The sequence below is a fragment of the Micromonospora sp. NPDC049662 genome, assembly GCF_040675055.1.
Classification (GTDB): Bacteria; Actinomycetota; Actinomycetes; order Mycobacteriales; family Micromonosporaceae; genus Micromonospora.
Genome location: NZ_JBFAOC010000004.1, coordinates 39,639 through 66,120, shown reverse-complemented (window position 1 = coordinate 66,120; position 26,482 = coordinate 39,639). Strand labels below are relative to the sequence as shown.

Genomic DNA, 26,482 nt, shown 5'->3' with positions numbered 1-26,482 from the left:
CACGGCGTCGAGCCCGCGGCGGTGGGGGCTGATGCGCTGGTGCTGGTTCGGATGTCGCTGTGCCGGCACCTGGTGTACGCGTGGAGCTAGGCCGCGCGGTACGCGTTCCACGCGGTCAGCATGCGGCTCGCCTGACCCGCGGTGAACTGGTACATGCACGAGTCGTAGGTGTAGTCCATGAAGTTGGTGATCGGGTCCAGGCCGGCCGCCGAGCAGGTGTTCCGGCCGGTCGGGCACTCGTACGCGGGCGACGCCTCGGCCGGGGTGTCGCTGACGCCGTCACCTGAGCCGCCGCAGCCACCCTGGAAGGTGTGGTAGAGGTTCAGCCAGTGGCCGACCTCGTGGGTGCCGGTGTCGCCCTGGTTGTAGTTGGTGGCGGTGCCGCCCGGCAGCGACTCGTTCAGCACGACCACGCCATCCATGCTGCTGAGCCTGCGCTGCGGGAAGGTCGCCCAGCCCAACAGGTCGTCGCTCAACTCGCCGAGGTAGATGTTGAGCGTGTTCTTGCCGCCCACCCGCAGCGACGACTTCATCGACCGCTCCGCCGACGAGCCGTCGACGATGGGATACCAGGACGGGTTCGTCACCCGGTTGATCGAGTCGAGTCGGAAGGCGAACGCGGTGGCCGCGCCGCCGGTCCCACCCGCGTAGGCCTGGTTCAGCACGCTGATCTGCGAGGTGATCATCGAGTCGGGGATGTTTCCGCCGGCCCGAGTGCTGTTTTCCTGGATCACGTGCACCACCACCGGGATGGTGACCGTAGCGGCCAGCGTCGTGGCGCCGGCGCCGGCCCGGTAGTTGGCCCGCTCGCGCAGCGCCGCCGCGAGGTCGGCGTCCCGCTCGCGGACCTGCTTGGCGGTCAGCTCGTTCGGCTCGTGCAGGGCCCCCGCGCCGGGCTTCGCCCGGGCGTTGGCGTGGCTGTCGGCCGGCTGCGCGCAGGCGCCACCCGGTGCTGAGGATAAGGCCGAAGCGGCCGGAACGACGCCCACCGCAGCGGTGCTGAGCAGCAGCGCGAGAGTTGTCGACGCGACACCGGCGACACGCCGGGTCAGCAGGTTGGGACGGAGTCCCATGGGCCCACCTCTTTCTGGCGGCGCGGCAGGGGGTGTGTCACGCCGTGGCTGGGAACGTGTGGCCGACGTTACAACTCATCGATGCATTTGAGAACGGTCATATGTTGCCGTCTGGAAACTTCTTCGGGCGTGAGCGGGGACGTTCGGCGCGTGGGGGTGGTTGGGTGCATGGCTGCGACGACTCGGGTACAGTGGTGCCGCCCGCGGGTGTAGTTCAATGGCAGAACATCAGCTTCCCAAGCTGACAGTGCGGGTTCGATTCCCGTCACCCGCTCCACGATCGAAGGCCCTGGTCAGGACAGACGTCCCGCCAGGGCTTTCGTGGTTCTAGGTCATCCTGAAACAGGGATGGGCCATCAGCGCGGCACGCGGGCTGTCGTGCCCCATCCGCGCCATGATGTCGCGCAGGCTCGCCCCGGGTGCCCGCGACGCGAGCGTGTTGCCGGTATGCCGCAGGTGACCCCCGGGGCACCTGGGCGCCCAGATGCCCCGCGGTCCGGTGCGCGGGCTACCCGGTGGCGCAGTTGACGTTGTTGAGCGTGAACGCGATCGGCACCGCGTCGCTGGCCTGCCAGGTGCCCAGGACGCCGAAGACCACCGAGGCGCCCGGCGTCACCAGGGGGTTGTAGCTGAGGTTCCGGGCCGTGACGGTGGCACCGCTCTGCTGGGCGGTGGCGGACCAGGACTGGGCGATGTGCTGGTCACCGCGGAAGGTGAAGCTGAGCGTCCAACCGTTGATCGGCGCGGTGCTGGTGTTCATGATGGTGATCTGGGCGGTGAAGCCTCCCGGCCACTCGCTCCCGGTGCGGTAGCTCACGGTGCAGGGCGCCGCCTGCGGCGGGCCGATCGGCACCGTGTCGGTCCGGGTGAGCAGGGTGCCGGTGGCGTCGTCCCCGACCCGGGCCGTGACCTCCAGGCCGGTGGCCGTACAGCCGGGGGACACCAGGTAACCCATGCTCCAGCTGAAGGTCGCGCCCGGATCGACGGTGACCGCCCGGCCAGGCAGCGGGTCGAGGGCCCGGCAGCCGGTGGGGAGGCCGGGGGTGGAGCCGACGAACCGGGCGTAGATCACCGTGGAGAACTGTTTCTGTTGGGCGGTGCAGTTCTGCCCGAGGGCCGTGGCGGTGATGGCCTGGCCCGGAGCCCCCCGCGGCGGGTCGAAGGTGAGCGACTGGAGCTGGACGGTACCGGCGCAGCCGTCGGCCGGGACGGTCGCGCCGGCCGGGGCGGTGCCGGCCGGATCGGCCTGCGCCGCCGCTGCGGGGACGGCCAGTGCACCGGCGGCGCAGACGGCGGCCGCGGCGAGGGTCAGGAGCGTACGCAAGAGGGTCCTCCTGGGTGAGCCGGGGGATACGGGCGCCGTCAGCGGACCGTATCAATCAATGTATGTCAATTTACCGGATCGGCGGTCGTCTCCACCATGCCCTGCCCTGCCCTGCCCTGCCCTGGCCTGGCCCGGCCCGCCCCGGCCTGGCCCGCCCCGGCTCAGCCCCACATCTGGGGCAGCTCGACAGGAGTCGAGGACACCGTCAGCCCTCGACGGGGAACTGTCGGTACGACGCGACCGATCGACCCCGTCCGGCAAAGGCATCTCGAACCCTCGTTCGTGACGTTGCCGCCGTGCGCCTTTGGGGGAGACATGCTGAGCCTCTTCGCCTTCCGCTGGCTCGCCGGGTTCGAGAAGTTCGCGCTGCGTCACCGCCGCCAGAACAGCAGGTGGGTGACGCCGCTGGGGCTGGGCACCGTGTCCAGGTGGAAGCGGTCGAGCAGGTCGGTGTGGCTGTCCCACAGCCGTTCGCCCCGGTGCAGGTCGACGGGGGCGACGGCGATGTGCATCGTGTCGACCAGGTCGGCGTCGAGGAACGCGCGGATGGTCGCCACCCCGCCGCCGAGGCGTACGTCCCGACCGTCGGCCGCTTCTTTCGCTCGGGCCAGCGCCTCGGCCGGGCTGGCGTCGAGGAAGTGGAACGTGGTGTCGGCGAGGGTGAACGACGGCCGTACGTGGTGGGTGAGCACGAAGACCGGCGTGTGGAACGGCGGGTTGTCTCCCCACCAACCCTGCCACTCGTGGTTCTCCCAGGGCCCACGCTGGGGGCCGAACTTGTTGCGGCCCATGATCTCCGCGCCGATGTTGTGCTCGGCGTCGCGGGTCAGGTAGTCGTCCAGGCCGCGGGTTCCGCCGGGCTCGGCGCGGTAGACGAAGCTGGCGGTGGCGGCACGCCAGGAGAACAGCGCGGTGGGGTCGGCGTGGCCGAAGGGCCGTTCCAGGCTCTGCCCCTCCCCGGTGCCGAACCCGTCACGTGAGACGTTGAAGCACTGCACCCGCAGTAGCTGTGGCATGGGAACTCCCCGATGTCAGTTGGTGGTCGCCGTCGGTCCGCCGCCGCGACCCCGGTCGTCGAGCACGAGCGGGGCGCGACCGTCCACGACGTACCGGATGTGGGTGACCTGCGGCGTAGGGATCACCCGGGTGGGCGTCAGCTCGATCGCCTCCTTGTCGCCGAGGTCGAGGTCGGCGTCGAGGAGCCGCAGGCCGGTGCCGAGCACGACCGGCACGACGTGCAGCTCCAACTCGTCGAGCAGGCCGGCCTTGAGTACCTGTCGTACGAGGCCGCCGCCGCCGGCCACGGCGACGTTCTTGCCGCCGGCCACGGCTCGCGCCTGCTTGACCGCGCTGGCCACTCCGTCGGTCACGTAGGTGAAGCTCGTGCCACCGCCGCGCAGCAGGGTTTCGCGGGGTCGGTGGGTGACGACGAAGACCGGTGCGCGGAACGGCGGCTCCTCGCCCCACGGCACCTCGCCGCCGTCGGCCATCCGCCGACCCATGACGTACGCGCCGGCCGCCTCGAACGTCTCGGCCATCACGTCGGAGTTGGCGTCCCGCTCGCCGCCGGCGAAGCCCTGTCGTTCGCGCCAGGCCGCCGCTTCGGTGGCCCAGCGGGTGATCCGGAAGAAGCCGGCGGCCTCGGCCGAGTCGATCCAGTCGCCGTCGCCGTCGAACTGCGGGCCGGCGTAGAACCCGTCGACCGAGACGGACAACTGTGCGGTCACCTTCGTCATGCGTTCGTTCCTCTGCTCGGGCGGCACCCCTCGGGTGCCTGCTCGCAACGAGGTCGGAGCCGAGCAGGACGCCCCTACGGGGGTTACCTGTGACCTGGATCACATTAGAGTCCCGGTAGGCTGGCGATCATGCGGATTGGCATCGTGATCCTGCCGGACCAGCGCTGGAGCCAGGCGCAGCACCGCTGGCGGCAGGCCGAAGAGTGGGGCTTCGACCACGCGTGGACGTACGACCACCTGGGCTGGCGGGACCTGGTCGACGGCCCGTGGTTCGACTCCATGAGCACGCTGACCGCCGCCGCCACCGTGACGTCCCGGATTCGACTGGGCACGCTCGTGGCGTCGCCGAACTTCCGCCATCCGGCCGCGTTCGTCCGTCAGATCACCACGGTGGACGACGTGTCGGGCGGTCGACTGCTGCTCGGTCTCGGTGCGGGCGGGATCGGGTTCGACTCGGCGGTGCTGGGTGGCGAGACGCTGCCGCCGCGCCAGCGGGTCGACCGGTTCGCCGAGTTCACCGAACTACTCGACCTGATCCTGCGCGAGGACGGCACCACCTGGCGGGGTGACTGGTTCGCCGCGGTGGACGCCCGCAACAACCCCGGCTGCGTGCAGCAGCCCCGGGTGCCGTTCGTGGTGGCCGCCAACGGGCCGCGCTCGATGCGGCTGGTGGCCCGCTTCGGGCAGGGGTGGGTGACCACCGGCACCGGCGACGACAACGACCTGGCGAGCTGGTGGACCAGCGTCTCGACGCTGTCCGAGCGGATGGACCGGACGCTCACCGAGGCCGGCCGCGACCCGGTGACGCTGGACCGTTACCTCCTGCTGGACTCCGCGCCGGTGTTCTCGCTGACCAGCGCGCAGTTCTTCGCCGACCAGGTCGGTCGGGCCGCGGAGCTGGGCTTCACCGACGTGGTGACGCACTGGCCGCGCGCCAGCAGTTGGTACGCCGGCGACGAGGCCGTCCTGGTCGACGTGGCGACCCGACTGCTGCCCGAGCTGCGCGGATAGCGCCGGCTCAGGTGCCCAGGTCTCCGGTGGCTACGCCGCCCTCGCCGCCGGAGACCAGCCGCAGGCGCAGGCAGACGATCGGGGTGTCGTCGTCGACGGGGGTGCCGAGCCGCGCCCAGTAGGCGGCGTGCCCCGTCCGCCACTCCTCGATCGAGCGGTCGCCCTCGCCCTCGGCGCGGGCGAACTCCCAGGGCACGTCGCCGAAGCGGACCACGTCGACACCGGTGATCTCGACCATGCCGGCCAACGCGTCGTCGTCGTCGACGAGCGCCAACCGTTCGCCGACCTGCTCCAGCTCCTCGCCCTCCTGCGCGTACTCGGCCAGCCGTCCGGCGGTCGCGGTCTTCACTCCGGCCAGCACCAACGTGTTCAGGGTCGTCCGCAGCTCGCCCGGCGTGCCGAGGGCGAGCGTGCGTAGGTCACCGATCCGAGGCCACATCCTGCCGAGGCTAGGCCAGCGCGGCCGGACGCGCCGCCGTAATCCGCCCCGCGCGGCTCAGATCAACTGCACGGCGTAGCCGGCGGCGTCGAGCAACCGCTGGTCACCGGTGGCCGCGTGGGCATCGAGGACCGCGTCGGCCAGCTTGACCACGTGCTCGTCGCCGTGCCGGACCGCCCGGGCGAAGACCTCCTCCGGGGTCCCGGCGGTCACCGACGGCGGCTTCACCGCGTCGCTCGAGGCGTACACCGAGGTCACGGCCGCCGTCGCGGCCCAGGCCGCGGCGAAGCTCGGCGCCCAGAGCCCCCGGTCGAGTGCCGGCAGGGTACGCAGCACGGCGGTCGGCGCCGTCACGGCGTGCACCAGCATGACCGGCTCGGCGTGCCCGAAGCGCAGGTAGTCGAGACCGGCGCGGTACACGAGCGTGTGGAGCCCGCGCTCCGCCTCAGCCGGCGTCCGCGCGGGGCGCAGCGCCGTGAGCGCCGGTTCCCACCGGGGTACGCTCACCAGCCGCCCCAACCGCTCGCGGATGCCCCCGGTCCGGTCGTCGATGCGGGGCAGCCCGGCCAGCGCGGCGACCACGTCCGGCTCAGCGGTGCCCGGGTGGCCCGACGGGACCGAGCTGAGCAGCCGGTCGGCGCCGGGCACCTGCTGCCAACGGGCCGCCCAGTAGCCGAGGGCCTGGCCCAGTTCGGTGAGCCGGGGCGGGTTCGCCCCGTACAGGTGCAGGGCGCGTACCGCGTGCCCGACCCGGATCACCCCGTGGGTGGCGCCCGCGGCGATGCCGGGCAGCAGTCGGGGCCACCAGGTGCCGAGCACGTCCCGCCACGGCGCCTCGCGCAACTGCCGGTCGAAGTACGCCAGCCAGTCGCCGGTCCGCTTCGCGTCGCCCAGCGCCGCCCGCCAGTCGTCGATCGGACGCAGCCCGCGCGGCAGCTCGTCCAGTCGGGTGAGGTAGTCGTCCAGCCAGCGGTGCACCTGTCGCTCGTGTCCGTGCCGGGCCAGCGCCTCGACGGCCATCGGGCCGTGGTTGGAGAGCCAGCCCTCGAACTCGGGACCGGTGTGGTGCAGCCGTTCGTACGCCTCGTCGAGGATTCCGTCGCTCATGCGTCGATCGTCGAAGGTGAAGTGCGCTTCAGGTCAACCCGGCAACTCTTCACCGCTGATCAGGCCGGTGATCCGCAGCGCGGCGGCGGTCTCCGGCGGGCAGTCCACGGCCACCACGGCCGCCCCGAGGACCTGTGCGCCGCGCAAGGCGCAGATGTCGTAGAGGGCGCGGATCTGGGCGCCGGTGCGTACCCAGTCGTCCACCACGAGCACCCGGTCTTCGGGGCCGAGGTGTCGCTCCCGGACGGCCAGGTCGACCTGCCGGCCCCGGTAGTCGGGCGGGCTCTGCGCCCAGGTGAGCGGGCCGGCCGGCAACCTGCCGTCGCCGGGTTTGTGCGCGGCCACGAAGCCGACCCCGAGGGCGGTCGCGGCCAGCGGTCCGAGCAACAGGCCGGTGACCGCCGGGGCGAGCACCACCGTCGGTCGGGCCTTCCGGTACGGGGCGACCAGGGCGGGGCCCAGCTCGGCCAGGACCGTCGGGTCGCGCCACCAGCCGGAGATGTCGCTGACCAGGTGGCTGACGTCCGGGCCGGGGTCGATCCAGCGGAACAGGTCGGCCAGACGTCCGGTCAGCTCGGTGGGCATCCGTCCATCGTGCGGCACGGGCGCTCGGCGCGTCCGCACCTGGGCCGCTCGACCCACCCCGCCTCGGATGATCGGCTATAGCTACTGGGGCAAATACTGGCATAACACCATGATCACGTTGACTTCGGAAGTGCTTCTCTCGTTACGGTCCGACCCGGTTTGTTCAATCGACGAAAGGACCGGGCCGGTGGCAGGTAGGCACTCCCGTACCCGCATCTTCTCCTCCCCGGCGGGCATCGCGGCCACCGCGGCGGTCGGCGTCGCCCTGGCCGTCGGCGGTACCGTCGGCGCCGTCCAGCTCACGTCGGGCTCCGGCCAGTCGGGGCAGGCGGCGCTGGACTTCACCCCCACCACCGCCGCCAGTCTCACCCCCGCCTCCCCGAGCGTCTCGCCGAGCGCCAGTGCCACCGCGACACCCAGCGTGACGGCGAGCCCGTCCGCCAGCCGATCGCCGCAGGCCGCCTCCCGGGGCAAGGCCCGCACCGCGTCGCCGAAGCCGAGCCCCAAGGCCAAGAAGACCACGGCGGCGGCGAAGGTCCTGGAGAGCGGATCGTGTGGCGCGTCCTTCTACTCCGACGGGCAGCTGACGGCCAACGGTGAGTCGTTCAACCCGAACGAGTTGACCGCGGCGCACAAGACCCTGCCGTTCAACACCAAGGTCCGGGTGACCAACCCGAGCAACGGCAAGTCCGTCGTCGTGCGGATCAACGACCGTGGGCCGTTCATCGACGGTCGCTGCCTCGACCTGTCCCGGGCCGCCTTCGCGACCATCGCCTCGGTCGACGTCGGAGCGCTCACCGTTCGCTACGAGGTTCTCGGCTGAGCGTATTCGAGAACGCCGATCCGGCCGCCAGCGTGGGCCGGGCGGACAGAACATCCTCGGACGACGGGCCAGGTTCATTCACCGGTTCACGTCGATCAGGCATGCTGTCCCTCGTACCCACGCGACTCCTCCAGTCGGGCCGTAGCCCGCTGAGCCCCGGATCCCGCGCCGGCATCGGCGCGGCCGTCGTCCTGCTCGCGATCGTCTCGGTGCTGGAACTGGCCGACGGCCGCCGGGCCCACTATGTCGCGCTCCTGGCCGCCGCCCCGATCCTGGCCGCCGCGCTGGCGGCCTGGCGGGTGGTGCTGGGCGTGGGCGCCGTGGCGACCGTGATCGGGATCGCCTTCGCGGCGACCGACCCGAGGATGATGTTGGTGACCTCGGTCAACATGGTGGCGGTCGGGATCGCGAGCGGGCTGGCCGTGGCGGTGGCCTGGGTACGACAGCGCCAGGCGAAGCAGATCGCCGAGCTGACCAAGCTCGCGTCGGTGGCCCAGCAGGCCGTGCTGCGGCCACTCGGACCGCAGGTCGGCATGCTCTCGGTGGCCGGCCGCTACATCTCCTCCACCGCCACCGCCGAGATCGGCGGGGACCTGTACGAGGCGATCGACACCCCGTACGGGGTCCGCATGATCATCGGTGACGTACGTGGCAAGGGTCTGGACGCGGTCCGCCTGGCCAGCATCGTCCTGGGTTCGTACCGGCACGTGGCCTACGAGCGGGCCGACCTGCGTGCCGTGGTCGCCGACCTGGACCGCGCGGTGGCCCGCAACGTCGGCGACGAGGATTTCGTGACGGCCGCGCTGGTCGAGGAGCGGGGCGGGACGCTGACGATCGTCAACTGCGGCCACCCCTCTCCGCTGCTGCTGCGCCGGGGCGCGGTGATCCCGTTGGAGCCGCCGGCGCCCGCGCCGCCGCTCGGGTTCATGCCGGCGGTCCGGCCCCGGGTGGAGCGTCTGGAGCCGGGCGACCGGCTGTTGTTGTTCACCGACGGTCTCGGTGAGGCCCGGCGGGACGGCGAGTTCTTCCCCACCGCCGACCGGGCGTGGCGGTTGCTCGGACACGGCACGGTCGCCGACGGGCTCGCGTCGCTCGAGACCGCCCTCGTCGAGTGGGTGCACGGTCGCCTGGACGACGACATCGCGCTGGTCCTGATGGAGTACGTCGGTTCCCGCACCGGGGTCACGTCGGCCGTGCCGAGCTGGGAAGTCGGCGCCGCCGAGAGCTGAACGGGACCACCGCTCGGGAACTGTGTAATCGCCGTCACTCAGGTGATCGGCTTGTCGCTGCCTACCCACGAGTAATACAGTCGGGGTTACTGATCGGTAACACCTGTCCGGAAGCGGGGCCAGCGAGCATGACCCACTACAAGAGCAACCTTCGGGACCTCGAGTTCAACCTGTTCGAGGTCTTCGGGGCGGACCGGTCGTTCGGCCAGGAGCCGTACTCGGAACTGGACACCGACACGGCCCGGAGCTTCCTCGCCGAGGTGGACCGCCTGGCCCGCGAGGACCTGGCCGCCAGCTACCCGGACAGCGACCGCAACCCACCGGTCTTCGACCCGGCCACGCACACCGCGCCGCTGCCGGAGTCGTTCAAGAAGTCGTACCAGGCGTTCATGGACTCGGAGTTCTGGCGGCTGGACCTGCCTCCGGCGCTGGGTGGCACCAACGCCCCGCGTGCCCTCTGGTGGGCCCTCGCCGAGCTGGTGCTCGGAGCGAACGCGCCGGTCTGGATGTACTCCTCCGGCCCCTCCTTCGCGCACGTGCTGCACGTCGAGGGGACCGAGCGGCAGAAGGCCTGGGCCAAGCTCTTCATCGACAAGCAGTGGGGCTCCACGATGGTGCTCACCGAGCCGGACGCCGGCTCGGACGTGGGCGCGGGTCGTACGCGGGCGATCCAGCAGCCCGACGGCAGCTGGCACATCGAGGGCGTGAAGCGTTTCATCACCTCGGGCGAGCACGACCTGAGCGACAACATCGTGCACTACGTGCTGGCCCGCCCGGTCGGTGTGGAGGGCGTCGGCGGCCCCGGCACCAAGGGCCTGTCCCTGTTCGTCGTGCCCAAGTTCCACTTCGACGAGACCACCGGCGAGCTGGGCGAGCGCAACGGCGTCTACGCCACGAACGTCGAGCACAAGATGGGTCTGAAGGTCTCCAACACCTGCGAGATGACCTTCGGCGAGCACGGCGTACCGGCCAAGGGCTGGCTGCTGGGCGACAAGCACGACGGCATCCGGCAGATGTTCATGATCATCGAGTACGCCCGGATGATGGTCGGCACCAAGGCGATCGCCACGCTCTCCACGGGCTACCTGAACGCCCTGGAGTACGCGAAGAACCGGGTGCAGGGCGCCGACCTGGTCCAGCAGGCCGACAAGACCGCCCCTCGGGTCACCATCACCCACCACCCGGACGTGCGGCGCTCGCTGCTGCTGCAGAAGTCGTACGCCGAGGGTCTGCGGGCCCTGGTCCTCTACACCGCCACCTGGCAGGACAAGGTCGCGCTCGCCGAGGCGGCCGGCGACGAGAAGGCCACCAAGCTGGCCAAGCGGGTCAACGACCTGCTGCTGCCGCTGGTGAAGGGCGTCGGTTCGGAGCGGGCGTACGAGTTGCTCGGCCACGAGTCCCTGCAGACCTTCGGTGGCTCTGGCTTCCTTGCGGACTATCCGCTGGAGCAGTACGTCCGGGACGCCAAGATCGACACCCTGTACGAGGGCACCACCGCCATCCAGAGCCTCGACCTGATCTTCCGCAAGATCGTCCGGGACAACGGCAAGGCGCTGCTGGCGGTGTCCGGCGAGATCCAGGAGTTCATCTCCACCGAGGCGGGCAACGGCCAGCTCAAGGAGGAGCGGCAGGCGCTCGGCAAGGCGCTCGCCGAGATCCAGAACATCCTCGGTGTGCTGACCGGCTGGCTGGGTGAGGCGCAGGCCGGCGACCCCCGCGCGCTCTACAAGGTCGGCCTGAGCAGCCGGCGGTTCCTGCTGGCGATCGGTGACCTGGTCGTCGGTTGGCTGCTGCAGAAGCAGGCCGACGTCGCGCTCAAGGCCCTCGCCGGCGAGGTGTCCGCCACCGACAAGGCGTTCTACACCGGCAAGGTGGCCGCCGCCCGGTTCTTCGCCCGGGAGGTGCTGCCGCGAATCGGCGCCGACCGGCGCATCATCGAGGGCACCGACCTCGACATCATGGACCTCCCGGAGGAGGCCTTCTGACCGCGCCACGGCACGCGTGAGCGGTTCCGGGTCGCACCACCCGGCACCCTCGGTGACGGCCGGTGGGGCCCACGCGCCCCGCCGGCCGTCGCCGTCTCCGAGGGCCACCAGCCGAGCGGTACGACGCGCGGCGCGTGTTGGCCGGGCGCGGTCGGGTATGCCGCTGCCGTGGCGGGTAACCCGCCTCGACCACGGGAACGCCCAGAGCCACCGCACGGGGGAGTGCAGCGCACATGGGTGTAGGAAGCGGCATCTTTCTCATCGCGCTCGGCGCGATCATGACCTTCGCGATCCGGGCCAACGTCTGGTGGATCGACCTGCGCGCGGTCGGCTGGGTGTTCATCCTGGCCGGGCTCGCCGTGCTCCTGACCACCCTCTGGTTCTGGCAGGACCGGCGCAAACGGGCCCGGACCCTCATCGTGGAGGAGAACCGGCTGTCCCATCCCACGGCGATGATGCCTCCGCCGCCGGACCCGCCGCCGCCGACCGCGCCACCGTCCTGACCCCCTGAGCGCGTACGCCTGAGCCATCCGCCGAACGGCGGGTGGCTCAGCCGCGTGCCGTGTGCCGCTGGGCGATCGGCGCTCCGCCCCGGTCCCACTGGGTCCAGGTGGCCGCGCTGCGGTGCACCGCCAGTTCGGCGGTCCGCAGCCCCTCCTCGTCCGCCGTCTCCGGGTCGAGAAACGCGGAGAGCAGCGAGACGCCCGGATTGTGGGCGATCAACAGCACCACCCGAGCCGCCGGATCGGCCGTCCGGGCCAGCGACAACAGCTCCTCGGGGTGGGCGTCGTACGCGCCGGGCTCGTAACGCACGCTCGGGCGGGGACCGGCCGGCCCGCCCTCCGGGGGCGAACCCGTCATTCCCATGGCCACGCCGTGCCAGGTCTGCCGGGTCCGCAGGGCGGTCGAGCAGATCACCACGTCGGGCAGCAGGTCGTGGTGGGCCAACCACGCGCCGGCCGCCGCCGCGTCGGCCTCCCCGCGGGCGCTCAACGGGCGCTGGGCGTCGTCCGTACCCTCGCTGCCCGGCTCGGCCTTCGCGTGCCGGAGCAACACCAGTGTCCGCGCCTCGGCAGGGCTGTCCGTCATGCCCCCAGCTTGCCCGATTGGCGATCTCCCTGCCGGGGTAAGTCCACGGATGCCGCACCCCCTACCAACGGCCGCGGCGGGTCGTACGCCAGGTTAGAGCCGAGGAGCGAGACATGGGCATTGGTGGCAGCATCTTCCTGATCGCGCTGGGCGCGATCTTCGCATTCGCCGTGGAGGCCGACCTCGGGTGGCTGAACCTGTCCGTGGTCGGCTGGGTGTTGATGCTCGCCGGTGTCGCCGGCCTGCTCGTCACCCTCTACTTCTGGAACGGTCGCCGTCGTACCGTGGTCGCCGCGCCGGTCCGCGAGGACGTGGTGGTCGACCGGGTGGTGCCGGTCCAGGACGACCAGGTCATGCGGGAGTACCGCGAGGTTCGTCGGCCGGGCCGTCCGGTCTGACCCGCAACCGCGTCAGCCGGGGCCCCGCAGCGTGGCGGGGCCCCGGCTCGCGTCTGCGGCTGCGGTAGCTCAGGCGAACAGCGCGAAGTAGATCGCGACGTGGTGGCACAGCGCGGCCACCAGCGTGCACGCGTGGAAGAACTCGTGGTGGCCGAAGACCGTCGGCCACGGGTTGGGCCGGCGCAGCGCGTAGAACACCGCGCCGACGCTGTAGATGGCACCACCGACGATCAGCAGCACCAACGCCGTGACACCGCCGCCGTGCAGGATGTCCGGCAGCATGGCGACCGCGACCCAGCCGAGCGCCAGGTAGAGCGGCGCGGACACCCAGCGCGGCGCGTGCGGCCAGACGAGCTTCAGCGCCACGCCGCCGAGAGCCCCACCCCAGACCAGGGCCAGCATGATGGTGGCCTGCCGGGTCGAGAGCAGCATGGTGCAGAGCGGGGTGTACGTGCCGGCGATGAACACGAAGATCATGCAGTGGTCCATCCGGCGCATCACCTGGTAGCCGCGCTCCGACCACACTCGACGGTGGTAGAGGGCGCTGGTGCCGAACAGTCCGCAGACCGTCAGGCTGTAGATGGCGCAGCTCACGAGGGGCGCCCAGCCCGGGCGGCTGGCGGCGATCGAGCAGAGCACGATGCCGGCGACCAGCGCGACGAAGAACGCGTACGTGTGTAGCCAGCCGCGCATCCGGGGCTTACCGATGTCGACCGGCTTCAGGCGAAGCGGGGCGGAGGTGCTCACGCCCTCAGGTTACGGCACCGTAGGTTACTTTCAAGTAGTCCAACCGGTGACGCGTGGCACGCGCCGATCTTGCGGTTTCGGTGGTTGAAATGAGTGGGCAGCTCCATTTGTCGCCACAGAAAGTGCAAGATCGCGAGGGATGGAAACGACACCTGTCGGTGAAGATGGGGCGATGCGGATTCGGCCCGTCGGGGCGCACGCCCTTCTGATCGAGTTCGGCGTACTTGCCGGCCTGCCTGCGGCTCACCTGGTCGAGGCGTGGCGGGCCGAGTTGTGGCAGCGCCGCGAACGCGGGGACCTGGCCGCAGTGGAGATCGTTCCCGCGGCCACCACGGTCCTACTGGACGGGCTACCAAACCCCACCGCGACCGCCACCCTGCTGTCCCGCTGGGCACCCGAAGTCACCACGGCAGCGCGTGAAGCCGCCCGCGCCCACCCCGCCGATCTTGCACTTTCTGTCCCGACAGAACGGTCTGATCGGGTCATGTCGACAGCAGAAACTGCAAGATCGACGCACGGGACGGGCGCGACGGAGGTCGTCGTTCCGGTCTTGTTCGACGGGCCGGACCTGTCGGTCGTCGCCGAGCACTGGGGCGTCGACGTGCCGGCGGTGCGGCGTCGCCTCACCGGCACGCCGTTTCGGGTGGCCTTTTGCGGGTTCGCCCCCGGCTTTCCCTACCTGACCGGGCTCCCCGCCGAGCTGGCGTTGCCCCGGCTGCCCACCCCACGCCCACGGGTACCGGCCGGCTCGGTCGCCCTGGCCGGCCAGTACGCCGGGATCTATCCCAGCGCGTCCCCCGGCGGTTGGCTGCTGGTCGGCCGGACCGACCTGACCCTCTTCGACGTCGACAGCGACCCGCCCGCCCGGCTCGGTCCCGGCACCCGCGTACGGATGGTGACGGCGTGACAGGTCCCGCCGAGATCGAGGTGCTACGCGCCGGGGCGCTCACCACCGTGCAGGACCTCGGCCGGCCCGGCTGGGCGCACCTCGGCGTACCCCGCTCCGGCGCTCTCGACCCCGCCGCCCTGCGGCTCGCCAACCGGCTGGTCGGCAACGCCGAGGAGGCCGCCGGCCTGGAGATCACCCTGACCGGCTGCGCGCTGCGGCTGACCCGCGCCTCCACCGTGGCCATCACCGGCGCGCCGGTGGCCGTCCGGGCCGGGGACCGGGCGGGCGACACCGGACGCCCGCTCAGCCTGCCCGCCGGTACGGTGCTGCGCGTCGGCCCGGCCCGTCAGGGCGTACGGAGCTGGCTGGCCGTGGCCGGGGGCATCGACGTGCCGGCGGTGCTGGGCAGCCGCGCCACCGACACCCTCGCCGGGCTCGGCCCGGCCCCACTGCGCGACGGTGACCGGCTGCCGCTCGGCGTACCGACCGGCGAGCCCGCACCGGTGGACGTGACCATCGGTGCGACCCCCGCACCGGAACTGCGCCTGGGCGTACGCCTCGGCCCCCGTGACGACTGGTTCACCCCGACCGCGCTCGACCGGCTGTTCGGCAGCGCGTACACCGTGAGCCCGGTCAGCAACCGGGTCGGCGCGCGGCTCGCCGGCGCGCCGCTGCCCCGCGCGGTGGCCGGCGAACTGCCCAGCGAGGGCATCGTGCTCGGCGCGGTGCAGGTGCCAGCGGACGGCCAACCCCTGATCTTCCTCGCGGACCATCCGACCACCGGCGGTTACCCGGTCATCGGGGTGGTCACCGACGTGACCCCGCTCGCGCAGGCCCGCCCAGGTACTACCGTCAGATTTCATGGACCTCAACGCTGACCTGGGCGAAGGATTCGGCATCTGGCGGCTCGGCGACGACGACGCCCTGCTGGCCCTGGTGACCAGCGCCAACGTGGCCTGCGGCTTCCACGGTGGCGACCCGTCCACGATGCGACGGGTCTGCGAGGGCGCGGTACGGCACGGGGTAGCGGTGGGCGCGCAGGTCGGCTACCGCGACCTGGCCGGCTTCGGTCGGCGACGGATCGCGTACGACTTCGCCGAGCTGCGCGACGAGATCACCTACCAGTTGGGGGCCCTGGACGCGTTCTGCCGGATCTTCCGGACCCGGGTGCGCTACCTCAAGCCACACGGCGCGCTGTACCACGCCGCCGCCACCGACGAGTCCCAGGCGGCGGCCGTGGTCGCCGCCGTCAGCGACCACAACCCCGACCTGCCCGTACTCTGTCTGCCCGGCTCCACGCTCGCCCAACTCGCCGTCGGCGCGGGCCTACCGGTGGTCGCCGAAGCCTTCGCCGACCGCGGCTACCTGCCCAACGGGTCGCTGGTGCCGCGCGGCGCGCCCGGCGCGCTGATCAGCGACCCGGAGGAGGTGGCCACCCGGGCGGTACGGATGGCCACCGAACGGACCGTCGTGGCGGTGGACGGCACCGTGATCCCCTGCCCGGTCGAGTCGATCTGCGTCCACGGCGACACCCCGGGCGCGGTGTCCGCCACCGAGCTCGTACGCGCCAGCCTGATCGACGCCGGCGTGACACTCACCCCGTTCGCGTGAAAGGAAGGGCCCCTTGTTATCGGATTTTGTATAACAAGGGGCCCTTCCTTTCACTTACGCGTCGAGGCCGCGCAGCACCAGGGGCAGCCGGGTCGCGGCGCCGTCGACCACGCGGACCGGGACCCCCCAGTCCTGCCGGGTCAGGTGGCAGGCCGCGTGCTCGACGTCCGCGTCGCAGGTCGCCGCCTGCGCGGTCACCTGGAGCACCCCGCCGGTGACCTCGCCGTTGAGCACCAGCCGGCGGGACAGTTCGGTGCCCGTACCGCCGCCGTCGAGCAGCAGCTCCGGCGGGGACGCCGAGACGACCAGACGGGTGGACGGCCCGTACGTCTCGTCCAGCTTCTGGCCCGGGGCGGGGGTGAAGACGATGTCCAGGGTGACCTCGCCGGCCGCCACGTCGGTCGGCTTGCGCTCGGTGCGGTGCCGAGGGCCGTCCACCGTGCTCGCGCCCGCCGCCGACAGGGCGCCCGGAGCGAGCCGGGTCAGTCGGTGCGCGGCGGACTCCACCACCAGCACCTCACCGGACGGGGTGAGCACCAGGTCGCTCGGCTCGGCCAACCCGTCCGCCACCGTGGAGACCTGGTTGCTGGCCGGGTCGAAGCGGCGCACCGCGCCGTTGTAGGTGTCCGCGATCAGCACCGAGCCGTCCGGCAACGCGCACACGCCCAGCGGGTGTTGCAGCAGCGCCGACTCGGCCGGCCCGTCCACGTGCCCGAAGTCGAACAGACCCTGGCCGACGGCGGTGCCCAGCACCCCGTTCTCGACGTACCGGACGGCGCTGGTCTCGCTGTCGGCCACCCAGAGCCGGACGCCGTCGGCCGAGACGGACAGCCCCGACGGCTGCGCCATCCACGCCTCGGGCAGCGGCCCGTCCCGCAGCGCCTCCACGGTGGTGCCCGCGTACATGCCGGCGGTCCGCTTGATCGGGTCGAACCACCAGAGCTGGTGGATACCCGCCATCGCGATGATCAGCTTGTCGTCGTACCAGGCCAGGTCCCACGGGGAGGAGAGGTCCACGGCGAGCGCGTCGTGGGCGTGGTCGTCGACCGCGGCACGCCACTGCCGGCCGCTGCCGGCGACGGTGACCACCTCGCCGGACTCCAGCCGTACGCCGCGCAGGAGGTGGTTGACGGTGTCGGCGACCACCAGGTCGTAACCGGCCACCTCGGCGACGTGCGTGGGCAGCAGGCACAGGCCCTGCGGCTCGGAGAAGGTCGCCGAGCCGACCGGCCCGTCGGCCCGACCCCGCTCGCCCGAGCCGATCCGGCGTACCGGCGTCTCGCCGTCCGGGGCCACCTCGACCAGCGAGTGCCGCGCCGAGTCGGAGACCAGCAGGTTGCCGTCCGGCAGCAGCACCGCCTTGCCCGGGAAGCGTAGCGCCGTCTCCGGCGCCGGCGGAGGAACGTACGGCCCGTCGCCCCGGTGCAGGGTGCCCTTCGCCTCGTGGGTGGCGATCAGCTCGTCGATCAGCCGGGCCAGCCCTTCGGCGTGACCCTCGCCGGCCATGGTGGCCACCACGTACCCCTCGGGGTCGATCACCGACAGGGTCGGCCAGGCGCGGGCCGCGTACTGCTGCCACATGTCCAGCTCAGGATCATCGAGTACGGGGTGGTGCACCCCGTACCGTTCGACGGCGGCGACCAGCGCGTCGGCGTCCTTCTCGTGCTCGAACTTCGGCGAGTGCACGCCGATCACGACGAGCACGTCGCCGTACTTCTCCTCAAGCGGCCGAAGCTCGTCCAGCACGTGCAGGCAGTTGATGCAGCAGAAGGTCCAGAAGTCGGCAAGAACGATCTTGCCACGCAGGTCCTGGAGAGTCAGATCCTTGCCGCCGGTGTTGAGCCACTGCCGGCCCCGAAGCTCGGGGGCCCGTACGCGCGCTGTCGTTCCCATGCCTGCCAGCCTGCCACGCGGCATCGGTGCGGCCGTCGTGACCCGGACGACATCACGCGCCGGGACCACCCGGACGCGAAGCGGCGGGGCCACGGTCGCCCGTGGCCCCGCCGTCGTCGGTCCTACTTGGTGGCCGGCTTGAGGCAGAGCACCCGGTTGGTGCCCTCGCCGGGTAGCACCACGTGGGGCTGCGCCGGGTCGGCGCACTTGTCCTTCGCATCCACCTTGGAGACGATCGTGAACGCGCCCGCCTCGGCGCAGTTCACCTCGGAGGCGCCCTGGCCGACCTGCTTGACGCAGGTGCCGACCGCCGGGTCGAAGGCTGGCGTGTCGTTCCCGCCACCGAACTTGCCGAGCAACATGAGCAGGCCGAGCGGCACCGCCAGGATGAGCACGGCGGCGATCAGCACCGCGGCCAGGACCCGCCCGTTGCGCACCTTCGGCGTGGGCGGTTCCACCTTGGGCTCGTCCGCGTCCGGCTTGAACGAGTCGAACCGGCCCTGGTCCGATTGGCTGGCCTCCTGGCCCCAGGACGGTGTGGGCTGCGGCGGCGGGAAGGCCGGGAACTGCGCCCCCGGCGGCTGCTCGACGGCTGGTCCGAAGCCCGCAGCGCCGTTCACCGTGGCGGTGCCGGCGGCCGGCGCGCCCGGTCCGAATCGGTCGTCCGGACGCTCGCCGCCGGACTGCGGCCGTACCCCGTTCATCGGCCGGTTGTTGCCCGGCGTGTCGACGAAGGACGGCACACCGGGCGGGAAGGCCGGCGGCGCGGCTGCGGCCGCCGCGGGCGGCTCACCGAAACCGTTCGGCGCGGACGGCGCTTCCTCGCCCCATCCGGGGAAGCCCTGCCGTTCCGGCCCGTTCTGCCAGTCCGGCGGGCTCTGGCGCTCGGGCGCCTGCGGCCAGTCGGGCACGCTGGGACGGCCGGCGTCCTGCTGCCAGTCCGGTACGGCCGGACGCTCGGGTGCCTGCGGCCAGTCGGGGGCGCTGGGGCGGTCGGCGTCCTGCTGCCAGTCGGGCGTGCCCGGGTGCTCGGGGCTCGGGTTGGCCTGGAACGCCTCGGGACCCGCCTGCTGCGGCTCGTCCTCCTCGGGCCGGGACGGACGGCCGTACACCCGGGGTTGGGGCGCGGCCGCGCTGGCCGGCCGCATCGCCTGGTCGGCCGGGGGCATCACGCGGCTGGCCAGCGGCACCGAGGCGCTCGCCGAGGCACGGCCCGCCGCGCCCGCGGCCGGTTCGGCGTCCGCCGCCGGTACGACCGCGCGGCCCGCCCCGGACTCCGGCGACGTACGCGGAGCGGGCACGAGGGCGGCACCCGGCGAGGCCTCCTCGCCCCGGCCCCAACCGACCGGCTCGGCGTCGTGCTGCACGTCCGGGGTGTCCCGCTCGGGGTACGCCGGCTGCTCGGGGAGCGCGGCGAATGGCGTCGGGGGCACGTAGTCGGCCGGTGGGGCGGCGGCGAGGCTCGCACCCGGTACACGCTGCTCCTGCGGTGGCAGCGGCACGGCGTTGGCGGGTGAGATGCCGGGTGCGGGCGCGGGCTGGTACACCGGCGGCTCGTCGCCCCGGTCGGCGTCCCAACCGCCGCGGGCCTGTGCGGATGCCTCCGCCTCGGCGCGGCCCCACACCTCGCCCGCTGACCACGGCTCGGCCTGGGCGACGCCGGGAGCGGCCGGCGCCTGGTTGTCTGGGCCGGCGGCGGCCCAGCCGGGCGTCGCGTCGTTGCCGGGCACGCTGACGCTGGCCCGGGCGGACGCGGGGCCGGCCTGCTCGGCTTGGGGCCATGCGGTCGGTTCCGGATGCTCGACGGGCTGGTCCTGGGACGGAAGCACCCAGTCCGGCTGCTGCGGACGGCTCTCTGCCGCACCCCAGGCGGTGGGCTGCGGGGCGTCGTCCTGCGCGGGCCAGGTACCGGCCGGGACCTGGGCCGCGCCGCGCGCTCCGGCCGCTTCGGCCGGCGCCCAACCAGGGGATGCCTCTTCGGCCTGCCCGGCCGGTTGGCCCCAGGTCTGGGGCAGCTGCTCGGCCGGCGTCCACACGGGCTGGTCTTCCCGGGCGGCGGCGGCCCCGACGGGCCATCCGCCCGATCCGGACGGGTCGTCCTGCTGCGCGGGTACGCCAGCGCGGCCGGCGTGCTGCGCCGGCTCGGCGTGCCACTGGGGGGCTGACGGGCTGACCGGGGCCGCCCCGCCGGCCCATCCGCCGGAGCGGGACGGGTCGTCCTGGGCGGGCCAGGCGGCGGTGGCCGGGGGCACCTGGGCAGCGCCACGCGCGGCCGGTTGGGTCTGCGCCCAGTCGGGCTGCTGCTCGGCCGAGGCGGCGGGCCAGGCGGGGGCCGGCTGCTCGGGTGGCGTCCAGGCCTGCTGCGCGGGAGTCCACTGGGCGGTCGGGGCCGGCTCCGGAGGGCCTCCGGCGGCCCAGGCGGGCTGTGCCGGATCGCTGGGCTGCGGCGCGGCGGCAGCGCCCCATGCGGGGTTCGGTTGCTGCTCCACCTGGGTCGCCCAGGACGGGTTCGGTCGCGCGGGCGGCGGGGGTGGTGCCCAGCCCAGGTCGGGGCCGGCGGCGTTGCTGCCGTTGTCCGGCTGCGCCGGGCGGTCGCCGTACGGCGCCGGTCCGCCGGCGCCCGGTGACACCTCGTCCGGCTCCTGGCCGGGACGGTGCGGGCCCTCGGACGTCATGGGTGCGCCTCCTCCATCACATGTCGGCCGCCGGTGCCGATCGGTCTCCTCGGCATGGCTGCCGGCGTCACCGGCGTACCGCCGTGCCGGCTCCCCGCACCGTATCCGGTGGCCCCTTGGGGCGTCCAAAGGAGCACCGGTCGTCACTGCCCGTCGCCGGGTGGTGTCGAGCAGCTTCTATCGGCTCGGCGTCGGCCGGGCCGGCGGGCGGCGACCGAAGCCCACCGTACCGGGCGCTGCGGCGGTGCGGAATCCCGGTGTCACGTGCGGGCGTCCCGGTGTGACGCACGGGCGGAACGCCGATGGCCCACCCGGTGGGCCGGGTGGGCCATCGATCTGGAGGAGGTGAGGAAAGTTGTGGAGCGTCAGCTCATGTGACGCTGGGCGATGACGAGAAGCTCCTCGCGAACGGCCGGCGAGTTCGCCGAGCGCAACGCGTGCTCGATGGCACGGGCGCGGCGGTTGGCGTCGCGGTGGTTGCGGATTCGCTCGATCATGCTGCTCATTGCTGGGTCCCCCTGGCTATTCGGTTGTCGGCCCCTGATGTGTCTATTCAACCGCAGAAGCCGGCCAACTTCCATCGATTATTAGGTGAGCTGAGACACCTGCCTAACAATCAAAGGTCAACAGGGCTCGCCGCCGACGGTTCCTTCGCCCAACGGACACGGCCGGTGTGCCGGGCGTTAACCCGTGGCACACCGGCCGTGGCTGGCGTCTCGAACCGTCAGGTCCAGGCGAGCAGCGCCGCCTCAGGGTCGGCGAGGAAGTCGCCGATGTCGCGCAGGAACTTCGAGCCCAGCTCACCGTCGATGATCCGGTGGTCGAAGCTCAACCCCAGGGTGGTCACCTGGCGAACCTTGACCTTGCCCTTGTGCACCCAGGGCATCTCCCGCACCGCGCCGAAGGCGAGGATCGCCGACTCGCCCGGCGGCAGGATCGGCGTTCCGGTGTCCACGCCGAACACCCCGACGTTGGTGATGGTCAGGGTGCCGCCGGACATGTCGGCGGGTGAGGTGCGGCCGGACTTCGCCGTCTGCACCAGGCCGTTCAGCGCGTCCGCCAACTCGCGCAGCGAGAGCCGACCGGCGTCCTTGACGTTGGGCACGATCAGGCCGCGTTCGGTCGCCGCCGCGATACCGAGGTTGACGTACTCCTTGACCACGATCTCGTCACCCGCCCAGGTCGAATTGACCATGGGGTGACGCTTGACGGCCAGCAGCACGGCCTTCGCCACCAGCAGCAGAGGCGAGACCCGTACGTCGCGCCACTCGCGCCGGCCCCGCAGGCGCTCCAGCGCCCGCATCGCCCGCGTCACGTCGACGGTCAGGAACTCCGTCACGTGCGGGGCGGTGAACGCCGAGCGGGACATGTTCTCGGCGGTGAGCTTGCGGACCCCCTTGACCGGGATGCGCTGCTCACGATCCGCGCCGAAGCTCGCGGCGCTCGTCGTGGTCGAGGTGGTCGCGACCGACTCGGCCGCCACGGCCCCGCGAGACGCCTGCTGTACGTCCTCCCGCGTGATCGAGCCCAACGGCCCGGACCCGACCACCGCCCGCAGATCAACCCCAAGATCCTTGGCAAGCTTCCGAACCGGCGGCTTCGCCAAAACGCCCGCCCCGCCGGACCCCGCCCCGTCGCGTCGATCATGGACTCGTGGTGTCGTACTTGCGGGAGTTGGGATGGCTTTGTCACCCACCACAATTCCATGATCGACCCCAGCGGGGGTCGCGGGGGTCGCGGCCTGCGCTGGGACGCCGTTCTTGCGGGGGCGACGCTTCGCGCTGGTCGTACGGGGGCCGTAGCCGACCAGGACCGCCGTGCGGCCGCCCGGGGCGGCGCCGCCGATGAGGCCGGGCTCGACCATGCCCTCGGCGGGGGCCACCTCCACGGCCGCCAGCGACGCCGCCGACGGAGTGGGCAGGTCACCGGTGGGCGTGGCCGTGGTGGACGGGACGTCCAGTGGACCCGCTCCCGGGTCGGTGTCGATCGCGATGATCGGCGTACCGACCTCGACCGTGGTGCCCTCGGGGTGGTGGATGGCCTGCACCTGTCCGGCCCACTTCGCCGGGATCTCCACCGCCGCCTTGGCCGTCTCGACCTCGACGATCGGTTGGTTCAGCTCGATGGTGTCGCCGACCTTGACCAGCCAGGCCAGGATCTCGCCCTCGGTCAGCCCTTCGCCCAGGTCGGGCAGGTTGAACGTCTTGATCCGGGACATGTCGCTCACCAGCCGAAGGTGCGGTCGACGGCGTCGAGCACCCGGTCGAGGTCGGGCAGGTACTCCTCCTCCACCCGGGCCGCCGGGTAGGGGGTGTCGAAGCCGGTCACCCGCAGCACGGGCGACTCCAGGGAGTAGAAGCACTCCTCGGTGATGCGGGCGGCCAGTTCGGCGCCCAGCCCGATGTTGGACGGCGCCTCGTGCACCACGACCGCGCGGCCGGTGCGCTTCACCGACTCGTAGACCGCGCCCAGGTCCAGCGGGGACAGCGTGCGGAGGTCGATGACCTCCAGCTCCCGGCCGTCCTCGGCGGCGGCCGTCGCGGCCTCCAGGCACGTGCGCACCATCGGGCCGTACGCCAGCACGGTCACGTCCGTGCCGGGCCGCACCACCCGGGCCGAGTGCAGCGGGTACGCGTCGGACAGCGACGCGTCCAGGTCCACCTGGCCCTTCTCCCAGTAGCGCCGCTTGGGCTCCAGGAAGACGATCGGGTCGTCGGACGCGATGGCCTGCTGGATCATCACGTACGCGTCCTGCGGGTTTGAGCAGGTCACGACCTTCAGACCGGCGGTGTGCGCGAAGTACGCCTCCGGCGACTCGGAGTGGTGCTCGACCGCGCCGATGCCGCCGCCGAACGGAATGCGGATCACCATCGGGATTCTGAGCTTGCCGCCGGAGCGGTAGTGCATCTTGGCCACCTGCGACACGATCTGGTCGTACGCGGGGTAGACGAAGCCGTCGAACTGGATCTCGCAGACCGGTCGGTAGCCACGGATGGCCAGGCCGACGGCGGTGCCGATGATGCCGGACTCGGCGAGCGGGGTGTCGATCACCCGTTGGTCGCCGAAGTCCTTCTGCAGTCCGTCGGTGATCCGGAAGACGCCGCCGAGCTTGCCGACGTCCTCGCCCATGATGACGACCTTGTTGTCGTTCTCCAGCGCGCGGCGCAGACCGGTGTTGAGGGCCTTGCCGAGGGTGAGCGTCTCCGTGGCCATCAGTGGGCGCTCCCCTCGAACGACTCCATGTAGCGGTTGAACTGCGCACGCTGCTCGTCGAGCAGCGGGGAGCCGTTGGGGTAGACGTGGTCGAACATCGTCACCGGCTCCGGGTTGGGCATGCTGAGCACCCGCTCGCGCAGGTGCACCGACTCGCGGCGGGCCTGCTCGTCGACCTCGACGAAGAAGGCCGCGTCGGCGATCTGCTGCTTCTCCAGGAAGGTCTTGACCCGCAGGATCGGGTCCTTCGCCTGCCACGACTCCACCTCGCTGGCGATCCGGTAGCGGGTCGGATCGTCGGAGGTGGTGTGCGCGCCCATCCGGTAGGTGTACGCCTCGATCAGGCTCGGGCCCTGCCCGTGCCGCGCGTTGTCCAGCGCCGTGCGGGTCACCGCGTACGACGCCAGCACGTCGTTGCCGTCCACCCGTACGCCGGGGAAACCGAAGCCGGCGGCCCGCTGGTAGAGCGGGACGCGGGTCTGTCGCTCCAGCGGCTCGGAGATGGCGTACTGGTTGTTCTGGCAGAAGAAGACTAGCGGCGCGTTGAACACGCTGGCCCAGACGAACGCCTCGTTGACGTCGCCCTGGCTGGTGGCCCCGTCACCGAAGTAGGCGATCGCGGCCTCGCCGTCGTCGGTGCCGACCTTGCCGTCCATGGTGATGCCCATGGCGTACCCGGTCGCGTGCAGGGTCTGCGCCCCGATGACGATCGTGTACATGTTGAACTTGAACTCGTTCGGGTCCCAGCCGCCCTGGTCGACGCCGCGGAACAGGCCGAGCGGCATGATCGGGTCGATGCCCCGGCAGTAGAGGACGCCGTGCTCCCGGTAGGTCGGGAAGGCCATGTCCTGGGTACGCAGGGCGCGCCCCGAGCCGACCTGCGCCGCCTCCTGGCCCAGCAGGCTGGCCCAGAGGCCCAGCTCGCCCTGCCGCTGCAACGCGGTCGCCTCGGCGTCCAGCTTGCGGACCAGCACCAGGTCGCGGTAGAGCCCGCGGTACTCCTCGTCGGTGAAGTCGACGCGGTACTCGGTGCCGTCCGGTCCGGTGGCGCTGTCGATCCGCTCGCCTTCGGGGGTGAGCAGCTGCACCAGCTCGGGGTTGCCGGCCGCGCCCTTTCTGGAGCGGGGAGCTGCCCGCCTGCTGCGGGTGGTGCCCCCGGGGTCGCCCTTTGCCATCGGTCTCTCCCTGTCGTGTCTGCGTCGGCACCGGGGGGTCACCCGGCCACGCAACTCGTGCGCCTGTCCGGCTGCTGCCGGACCGGTTCCTGGCGGCCGCGCCTAGCCCGGGTGGGGGTTGCCGCGCGGCGTGAGCCGGGTTCTGGCCGAACCCGGATCGGGAGCGCCGGCGCCGGGCCGCGTCTGCCGCGGGGGTGCGCGGAGGTCGCGGCTGCGTTGCCGTCGTGCTCCATATTCGCAGAGCAGGTGAGCGTGCCCACAGTACGCCCGGGTCGCATTCCGACCGTCTACGGTTTGCCGCCCTTTGTCGCCATCATGCCGCTGCGCGTCCACCGGGTGATCCGGTGCTGATTCGTCACCGTTCGGTCAGTGCCGCGTGTCGACACGCGGTGGGTGTTGGCTGACGGACCGTAACTGGGCGAGGCTGATTACGCAGGATCGCGCCGATCGGGTGATTAGCCGGATTACACCCTCGCGCGGTGCCCACAGCGACCCGCAGGGTCCGACGACGAGGGGTGTGCGGTGGACGAGTCAGGTGACGGGCCCGGCACACCCGTGCTCGGCCGCCACCGTTCGCCGGGCGGCTACCGCCGGGTGATCGGCGCGCACCGGGCATCCGGCGCGGGTGGTCCCTCCCGGGGATACCTGCTCACCGTCGCACTTCTGGCCGGCACCGCGTCGATGCCCGTGCTCGCGGCGATCAGCGCGGGCTCGGCCACTCCCGGCACCTCCGCGTTGCCGGACACCAGCACGCCGTTCATCCCGACCCCGTCGGTCGGACCGGTGGTCATCCCGATGCCGGTGACCAGTCAGCCGCCGTCGCCCGTGCTCCCGTCTCCCGGCCCGCCCAGCGCCGGCCCGACCGCGACCACCGGCTGGCTGCCCGGCGCGCCCCGGCGTGTCCCGGACGACTCGTGGTACGGCCCGCACGTCGACGACCGGGTGCCCACCCGCCGGGTGGTGTCCGCGCCGCCGGCGCCCCGGCCCACCCGCAGCGCCCCGCCGGCCGGGCCACCGGCCAGCCCGTCGCCGGTGCCGTCGCCGACCGCGCCCCCGGATCCGGATCCGGACCCGACCGAGACGTCCACCCCGAGCCCGTCGCCGACCGATCCGACGACCCCCACCGCCACCGATCCGGGAACCCCCGCCACGACCGACCCGACGACCCCCACCGATCCGACGACCCCCACCGATCCGACGACTCCCACCGCCGTCCCCACCAGCACCCTCTCCGCCCCGGCGACCACCGCCCCGCCGTCGCCCACCCCACGCCCATCCCCCACCCCACGCCCATCCCCCACCCCACCCCCATCCGCCACCTCAGCCACCTCACCCGAGCCCACCACCGCGCCGTCCCCGACGCTCGCGCCCGGTCCCGCCGCCGCACCCGGAGACCCCCGCGATCTTGCACTTCCTGTCGCGACATAAGACTCGATACGCCCATATCGACAACCCAAACCGCAAGATCGGCGCGATCGTG

25 protein-coding genes, 1 tRNA gene and 1 pseudogene are annotated in these 26,482 nt (G+C 72.2%); 11 read left to right on the top strand and 16 right to left on the bottom strand.

The genetic code is table 11. The features are described 5' to 3' along the window. Window positions 1–86: 86 nt before the first annotated feature. Complete coding sequence (locus tag AB0J36_RS04660; RefSeq protein WP_357392185.1) at window positions 87–1,073, bottom strand: zinc metalloprotease; 987 nt, start codon at window positions 1,071–1,073, stop codon at window positions 87–89. A gap of 203 nt (window positions 1,074–1,276) precedes the next feature. Here AB0J36_RS04660 and AB0J36_RS04655 point away from each other — a divergent pair. Continuing rightward, window positions 1,277–1,350, top strand: a tRNA-Gly gene (locus AB0J36_RS04655). A gap of 77 nt (window positions 1,351–1,427) precedes the next feature. Here the strand turns inward: AB0J36_RS04655 and AB0J36_RS04650 are convergent. The 4 genes and pseudogenes from AB0J36_RS04650 to AB0J36_RS04635 form a co-directional block, all read right to left on the bottom strand. After that, window positions 1,428–1,529: pseudogene (locus AB0J36_RS04650) on the bottom strand (site-specific integrase); the annotation flags it as partial. 52 nt (window positions 1,530–1,581) lie between these two features. Further along, complete coding sequence (locus tag AB0J36_RS04645; protein ID WP_357129484.1) at window positions 1,582–2,397, bottom strand: cellulose-binding domain-containing protein; 816 nt, start codon at window positions 2,395–2,397, stop codon at window positions 1,582–1,584. A 371-nt stretch (window positions 2,398–2,768) separates the two neighbouring features. Continuing rightward, window positions 2,769–3,413: a dihydrofolate reductase family protein gene (locus AB0J36_RS04640; protein WP_363660109.1), complete on the bottom strand. Its 645-nt coding sequence runs from the start codon at window positions 3,411–3,413 to the stop codon at window positions 2,769–2,771. Window positions 3,414–3,428: 15 nt separating this feature from the next. Further along, window positions 3,429–4,133, bottom strand: coding sequence for a dihydrofolate reductase family protein (locus tag AB0J36_RS04635; RefSeq protein ID WP_357392159.1), 705 nt, complete (start codon window positions 4,131–4,133; stop codon window positions 3,429–3,431). Window positions 4,134–4,262: 129 nt separating this feature from the next. On the opposite strand from AB0J36_RS04635, the gene AB0J36_RS04630 reads away from it, so the two are divergent. Then, the gene (locus tag AB0J36_RS04630) at window positions 4,263–5,144 is read left to right on the top strand and encodes an LLM class flavin-dependent oxidoreductase (protein ID WP_357171703.1); all 882 of its coding nucleotides are present in this window, start codon (window positions 4,263–4,265) and stop codon (window positions 5,142–5,144) included. 7 nt (window positions 5,145–5,151) lie between these two features. Here the strand turns inward: AB0J36_RS04630 and AB0J36_RS04625 are convergent, their stop codons facing one another. From AB0J36_RS04625 to AB0J36_RS04615, 3 genes are read right to left on the bottom strand one after another with little or no spacing between them, the layout of a single operon-like run. Beyond that, complete coding sequence (locus AB0J36_RS04625) at window positions 5,152–5,583, bottom strand: ASCH domain-containing protein (protein ID WP_357129497.1); 432 nt, start codon at window positions 5,581–5,583, stop codon at window positions 5,152–5,154. Window positions 5,584–5,640: 57 nt separating this feature from the next. Beyond that, window positions 5,641–6,690, bottom strand: a complete 1,050-nt coding sequence (locus AB0J36_RS04620) for a questin oxidase family protein (RefSeq protein WP_357129499.1) — start codon at window positions 6,688–6,690, stop codon at window positions 5,641–5,643. A 33-nt stretch (window positions 6,691–6,723) separates the two neighbouring features. After that, complete coding sequence (locus AB0J36_RS04615) at window positions 6,724–7,275, bottom strand: phosphoribosyltransferase (RefSeq protein ID WP_357129502.1); 552 nt, start codon at window positions 7,273–7,275, stop codon at window positions 6,724–6,726. Window positions 7,276–7,462: 187 nt separating this feature from the next. On the opposite strand from AB0J36_RS04615, the gene AB0J36_RS04610 reads away from it, so the two are divergent. The 4 genes from AB0J36_RS04610 (at window position 7,463) to AB0J36_RS04595 (ending at window position 11,815) form a co-directional block, all read left to right on the top strand. Continuing rightward, the gene (locus AB0J36_RS04610) at window positions 7,463–8,098 is read left to right on the top strand and encodes a septal ring lytic transglycosylase RlpA family protein (RefSeq protein WP_357171700.1); all 636 of its coding nucleotides are present in this window, start codon (window positions 7,463–7,465) and stop codon (window positions 8,096–8,098) included. 101 nt (window positions 8,099–8,199) lie between these two features. After that, window positions 8,200–9,327 carry a PP2C family protein-serine/threonine phosphatase gene (locus tag AB0J36_RS04605; RefSeq protein WP_357171699.1) on the top strand — a complete coding sequence of 376 codons (1,128 nt, stop codon included), beginning with the start codon at window positions 8,200–8,202 and terminating at the stop codon, window positions 9,325–9,327. 128 nt (window positions 9,328–9,455) lie between these two features. Next, window positions 9,456–11,312: an acyl-CoA dehydrogenase gene (locus AB0J36_RS04600; RefSeq protein WP_357171697.1), complete on the top strand. Its 1,857-nt coding sequence runs from the start codon at window positions 9,456–9,458 to the stop codon at window positions 11,310–11,312. A gap of 233 nt (window positions 11,313–11,545) precedes the next feature. After that, window positions 11,546–11,815, top strand: coding sequence for a DUF6458 family protein (locus tag AB0J36_RS04595; RefSeq protein WP_007454197.1), 270 nt, complete (start codon window positions 11,546–11,548; stop codon window positions 11,813–11,815). Window positions 11,816–11,861: 46 nt separating this feature from the next. Here the strand turns inward: AB0J36_RS04595 and AB0J36_RS04590 are convergent, their stop codons facing one another. Next, window positions 11,862–12,401 carry a histidine phosphatase family protein gene (locus tag AB0J36_RS04590; protein WP_357171696.1) on the bottom strand — a complete coding sequence of 180 codons (540 nt, stop codon included), beginning with the start codon at window positions 12,399–12,401 and terminating at the stop codon, window positions 11,862–11,864. Between the two features lie 113 nt (window positions 12,402–12,514). Here AB0J36_RS04590 and AB0J36_RS04585 point away from each other — a divergent pair, with 113 nt between their 5' ends. Beyond that, a complete protein-coding gene (locus AB0J36_RS04585) occupies window positions 12,515–12,799 on the top strand; it encodes a DUF6458 family protein (protein ID WP_357129517.1) in 285 nt (94 codons plus the stop codon). Window positions 12,800–12,868: 69 nt separating this feature from the next. Here the strand turns inward: AB0J36_RS04585 and AB0J36_RS04580 are convergent, their stop codons facing one another. Then, complete coding sequence (locus AB0J36_RS04580; protein ID WP_357129520.1) at window positions 12,869–13,546, bottom strand: hemolysin III family protein; 678 nt, start codon at window positions 13,544–13,546, stop codon at window positions 12,869–12,871. Between the two features lie 172 nt (window positions 13,547–13,718). On the opposite strand from AB0J36_RS04580, the gene AB0J36_RS04575 reads away from it, so the two are divergent. The 3 genes from AB0J36_RS04575 to AB0J36_RS04565 are packed head-to-tail and all read left to right on the top strand — an operon-like array spanning window position 13,719 to window position 16,046. Continuing rightward, the gene (locus tag AB0J36_RS04575) at window positions 13,719–14,453 is read left to right on the top strand and encodes an allophanate hydrolase subunit 1 (RefSeq protein ID WP_363660108.1); all 735 of its coding nucleotides are present in this window, start codon (window positions 13,719–13,721) and stop codon (window positions 14,451–14,453) included. Beyond that, window positions 14,450–15,313, top strand: a complete 864-nt coding sequence (locus tag AB0J36_RS04570; RefSeq protein WP_357392145.1) for a biotin-dependent carboxyltransferase family protein — start codon at window positions 14,450–14,452, stop codon at window positions 15,311–15,313. The genes AB0J36_RS04575 and AB0J36_RS04570 overlap by 4 nt, the downstream gene beginning before the upstream one ends. Then, entirely contained in the window at window positions 15,297–16,046 is a 750-nt protein-coding gene (locus AB0J36_RS04565; RefSeq protein WP_357129529.1) for a 5-oxoprolinase subunit PxpA, read from the top strand. Before AB0J36_RS04570 ends, AB0J36_RS04565 begins: the two co-directional genes overlap by 17 nt. Before the next feature lie 54 nt (window positions 16,047–16,100). Here the strand turns inward: AB0J36_RS04565 and AB0J36_RS04560 are convergent, their stop codons facing one another. The 6 genes from AB0J36_RS04560 to pdhA all read right to left on the bottom strand — a co-directional run bounded on the left by AB0J36_RS04560 (window position 16,101) and on the right by pdhA (window position 25,002). Then, window positions 16,101–17,939, bottom strand: a complete 1,839-nt coding sequence (locus AB0J36_RS04560; protein ID WP_357129532.1) for an NHL domain-containing thioredoxin family protein — start codon at window positions 17,937–17,939, stop codon at window positions 16,101–16,103. 122 nt (window positions 17,940–18,061) lie between these two features. Further along, window positions 18,062–20,614: a hypothetical protein gene (locus tag AB0J36_RS04555; protein ID WP_357171695.1), complete on the bottom strand. Its 2,553-nt coding sequence runs from the start codon at window positions 20,612–20,614 to the stop codon at window positions 18,062–18,064. 365 nt (window positions 20,615–20,979) lie between these two features. Beyond that, window positions 20,980–21,120 (bottom strand): hypothetical protein, encoded by a 141-nt coding sequence (locus AB0J36_RS04550; RefSeq protein WP_357129538.1) that lies wholly within the window; start codon window positions 21,118–21,120, stop codon window positions 20,980–20,982. A gap of 218 nt (window positions 21,121–21,338) precedes the next feature. Beyond that, entirely contained in the window at window positions 21,339–22,841 is a 1,503-nt protein-coding gene (locus tag AB0J36_RS04545) for a dihydrolipoamide acetyltransferase family protein (RefSeq protein ID WP_357129541.1), read from the bottom strand. Further along, window positions 22,838–23,827 carry an alpha-ketoacid dehydrogenase subunit beta gene (locus tag AB0J36_RS04540; RefSeq protein WP_357129543.1) on the bottom strand — a complete coding sequence of 330 codons (990 nt, stop codon included), beginning with the start codon at window positions 23,825–23,827 and terminating at the stop codon, window positions 22,838–22,840. Before AB0J36_RS04540 ends, AB0J36_RS04545 begins: the two co-directional genes overlap by 4 nt. After that, window positions 23,827–25,002 carry a pyruvate dehydrogenase (acetyl-transferring) E1 component subunit alpha gene (gene pdhA / locus AB0J36_RS04535; protein ID WP_357129546.1) on the bottom strand — a complete coding sequence of 392 codons (1,176 nt, stop codon included), beginning with the start codon at window positions 25,000–25,002 and terminating at the stop codon, window positions 23,827–23,829. The genes AB0J36_RS04540 and pdhA overlap by 1 nt, the downstream gene beginning before the upstream one ends. Window positions 25,003–25,524: 522 nt before the next feature. Here pdhA and AB0J36_RS04530 point away from each other — a divergent pair. After that, a complete protein-coding gene (locus tag AB0J36_RS04530) occupies window positions 25,525–26,430 on the top strand; it encodes a hypothetical protein (RefSeq protein ID WP_357392143.1) in 906 nt (301 codons plus the stop codon). Window positions 26,431–26,482 lie beyond the last annotated feature (52 nt).

Coding starts and splice junctions, on each gene's coding strand:
- AB0J36_RS04660 (WP_357392185.1), bottom strand. CDS start 1,073: ATGGGACTCCGTCCCAACCTGCTGACCCGGCGTGTCGCCGGTGTCGCG.
- AB0J36_RS04640 (WP_363660109.1), bottom strand. CDS start 3,413: ATGCCACAGCTACTGCGGGTGCAGTGCTTCAACGTCTCACGTGACGGG.
- AB0J36_RS04635 (WP_357392159.1), bottom strand. CDS start 4,133: ATGACGAAGGTGACCGCACAGTTGTCCGTCTCGGTCGACGGGTTCTAC.
- AB0J36_RS04630 (WP_357171703.1), top strand. CDS start 4,263: ATGCGGATTGGCATCGTGATCCTGCCGGACCAGCGCTGGAGCCAGGCG.
- AB0J36_RS04625 (WP_357129497.1), bottom strand. CDS start 5,583: ATGTGGCCTCGGATCGGTGACCTACGCACGCTCGCCCTCGGCACGCCG.
- AB0J36_RS04620 (WP_357129499.1), bottom strand. CDS start 6,690: ATGAGCGACGGAATCCTCGACGAGGCGTACGAACGGCTGCACCACACC.
- AB0J36_RS04615 (WP_357129502.1), bottom strand. CDS start 7,275: ATGCCCACCGAGCTGACCGGACGTCTGGCCGACCTGTTCCGCTGGATC.
- AB0J36_RS04605 (WP_357171699.1), top strand. CDS start 8,200: ATGCTGTCCCTCGTACCCACGCGACTCCTCCAGTCGGGCCGTAGCCCG.
- AB0J36_RS04600 (WP_357171697.1), top strand. CDS start 9,456: ATGACCCACTACAAGAGCAACCTTCGGGACCTCGAGTTCAACCTGTTC.
- AB0J36_RS04595 (WP_007454197.1), top strand. CDS start 11,546: ATGGGTGTAGGAAGCGGCATCTTTCTCATCGCGCTCGGCGCGATCATG.
- AB0J36_RS04590 (WP_357171696.1), bottom strand. CDS start 12,401: ATGACGGACAGCCCTGCCGAGGCGCGGACACTGGTGTTGCTCCGGCAC.
- AB0J36_RS04585 (WP_357129517.1), top strand. CDS start 12,515: ATGGGCATTGGTGGCAGCATCTTCCTGATCGCGCTGGGCGCGATCTTC.
- AB0J36_RS04575 (WP_363660108.1), top strand. CDS start 13,719: ATGCGGATTCGGCCCGTCGGGGCGCACGCCCTTCTGATCGAGTTCGGC.
- AB0J36_RS04565 (WP_357129529.1), top strand. CDS start 15,297: ATGGACCTCAACGCTGACCTGGGCGAAGGATTCGGCATCTGGCGGCTC.
- AB0J36_RS04560 (WP_357129532.1), bottom strand. CDS start 17,939: ATGGGAACGACAGCGCGCGTACGGGCCCCCGAGCTTCGGGGCCGGCAG.
- AB0J36_RS04555 (WP_357171695.1), bottom strand. CDS start 20,614: ATGACGTCCGAGGGCCCGCACCGTCCCGGCCAGGAGCCGGACGAGGTG.
- AB0J36_RS04550 (WP_357129538.1), bottom strand. CDS start 21,120: ATGAGCAGCATGATCGAGCGAATCCGCAACCACCGCGACGCCAACCGC.
- AB0J36_RS04540 (WP_357129543.1), bottom strand. CDS start 23,827: ATGGCCACGGAGACGCTCACCCTCGGCAAGGCCCTCAACACCGGTCTG.
- pdhA (WP_357129546.1), bottom strand. CDS start 25,002: ATGGCAAAGGGCGACCCCGGGGGCACCACCCGCAGCAGGCGGGCAGCT.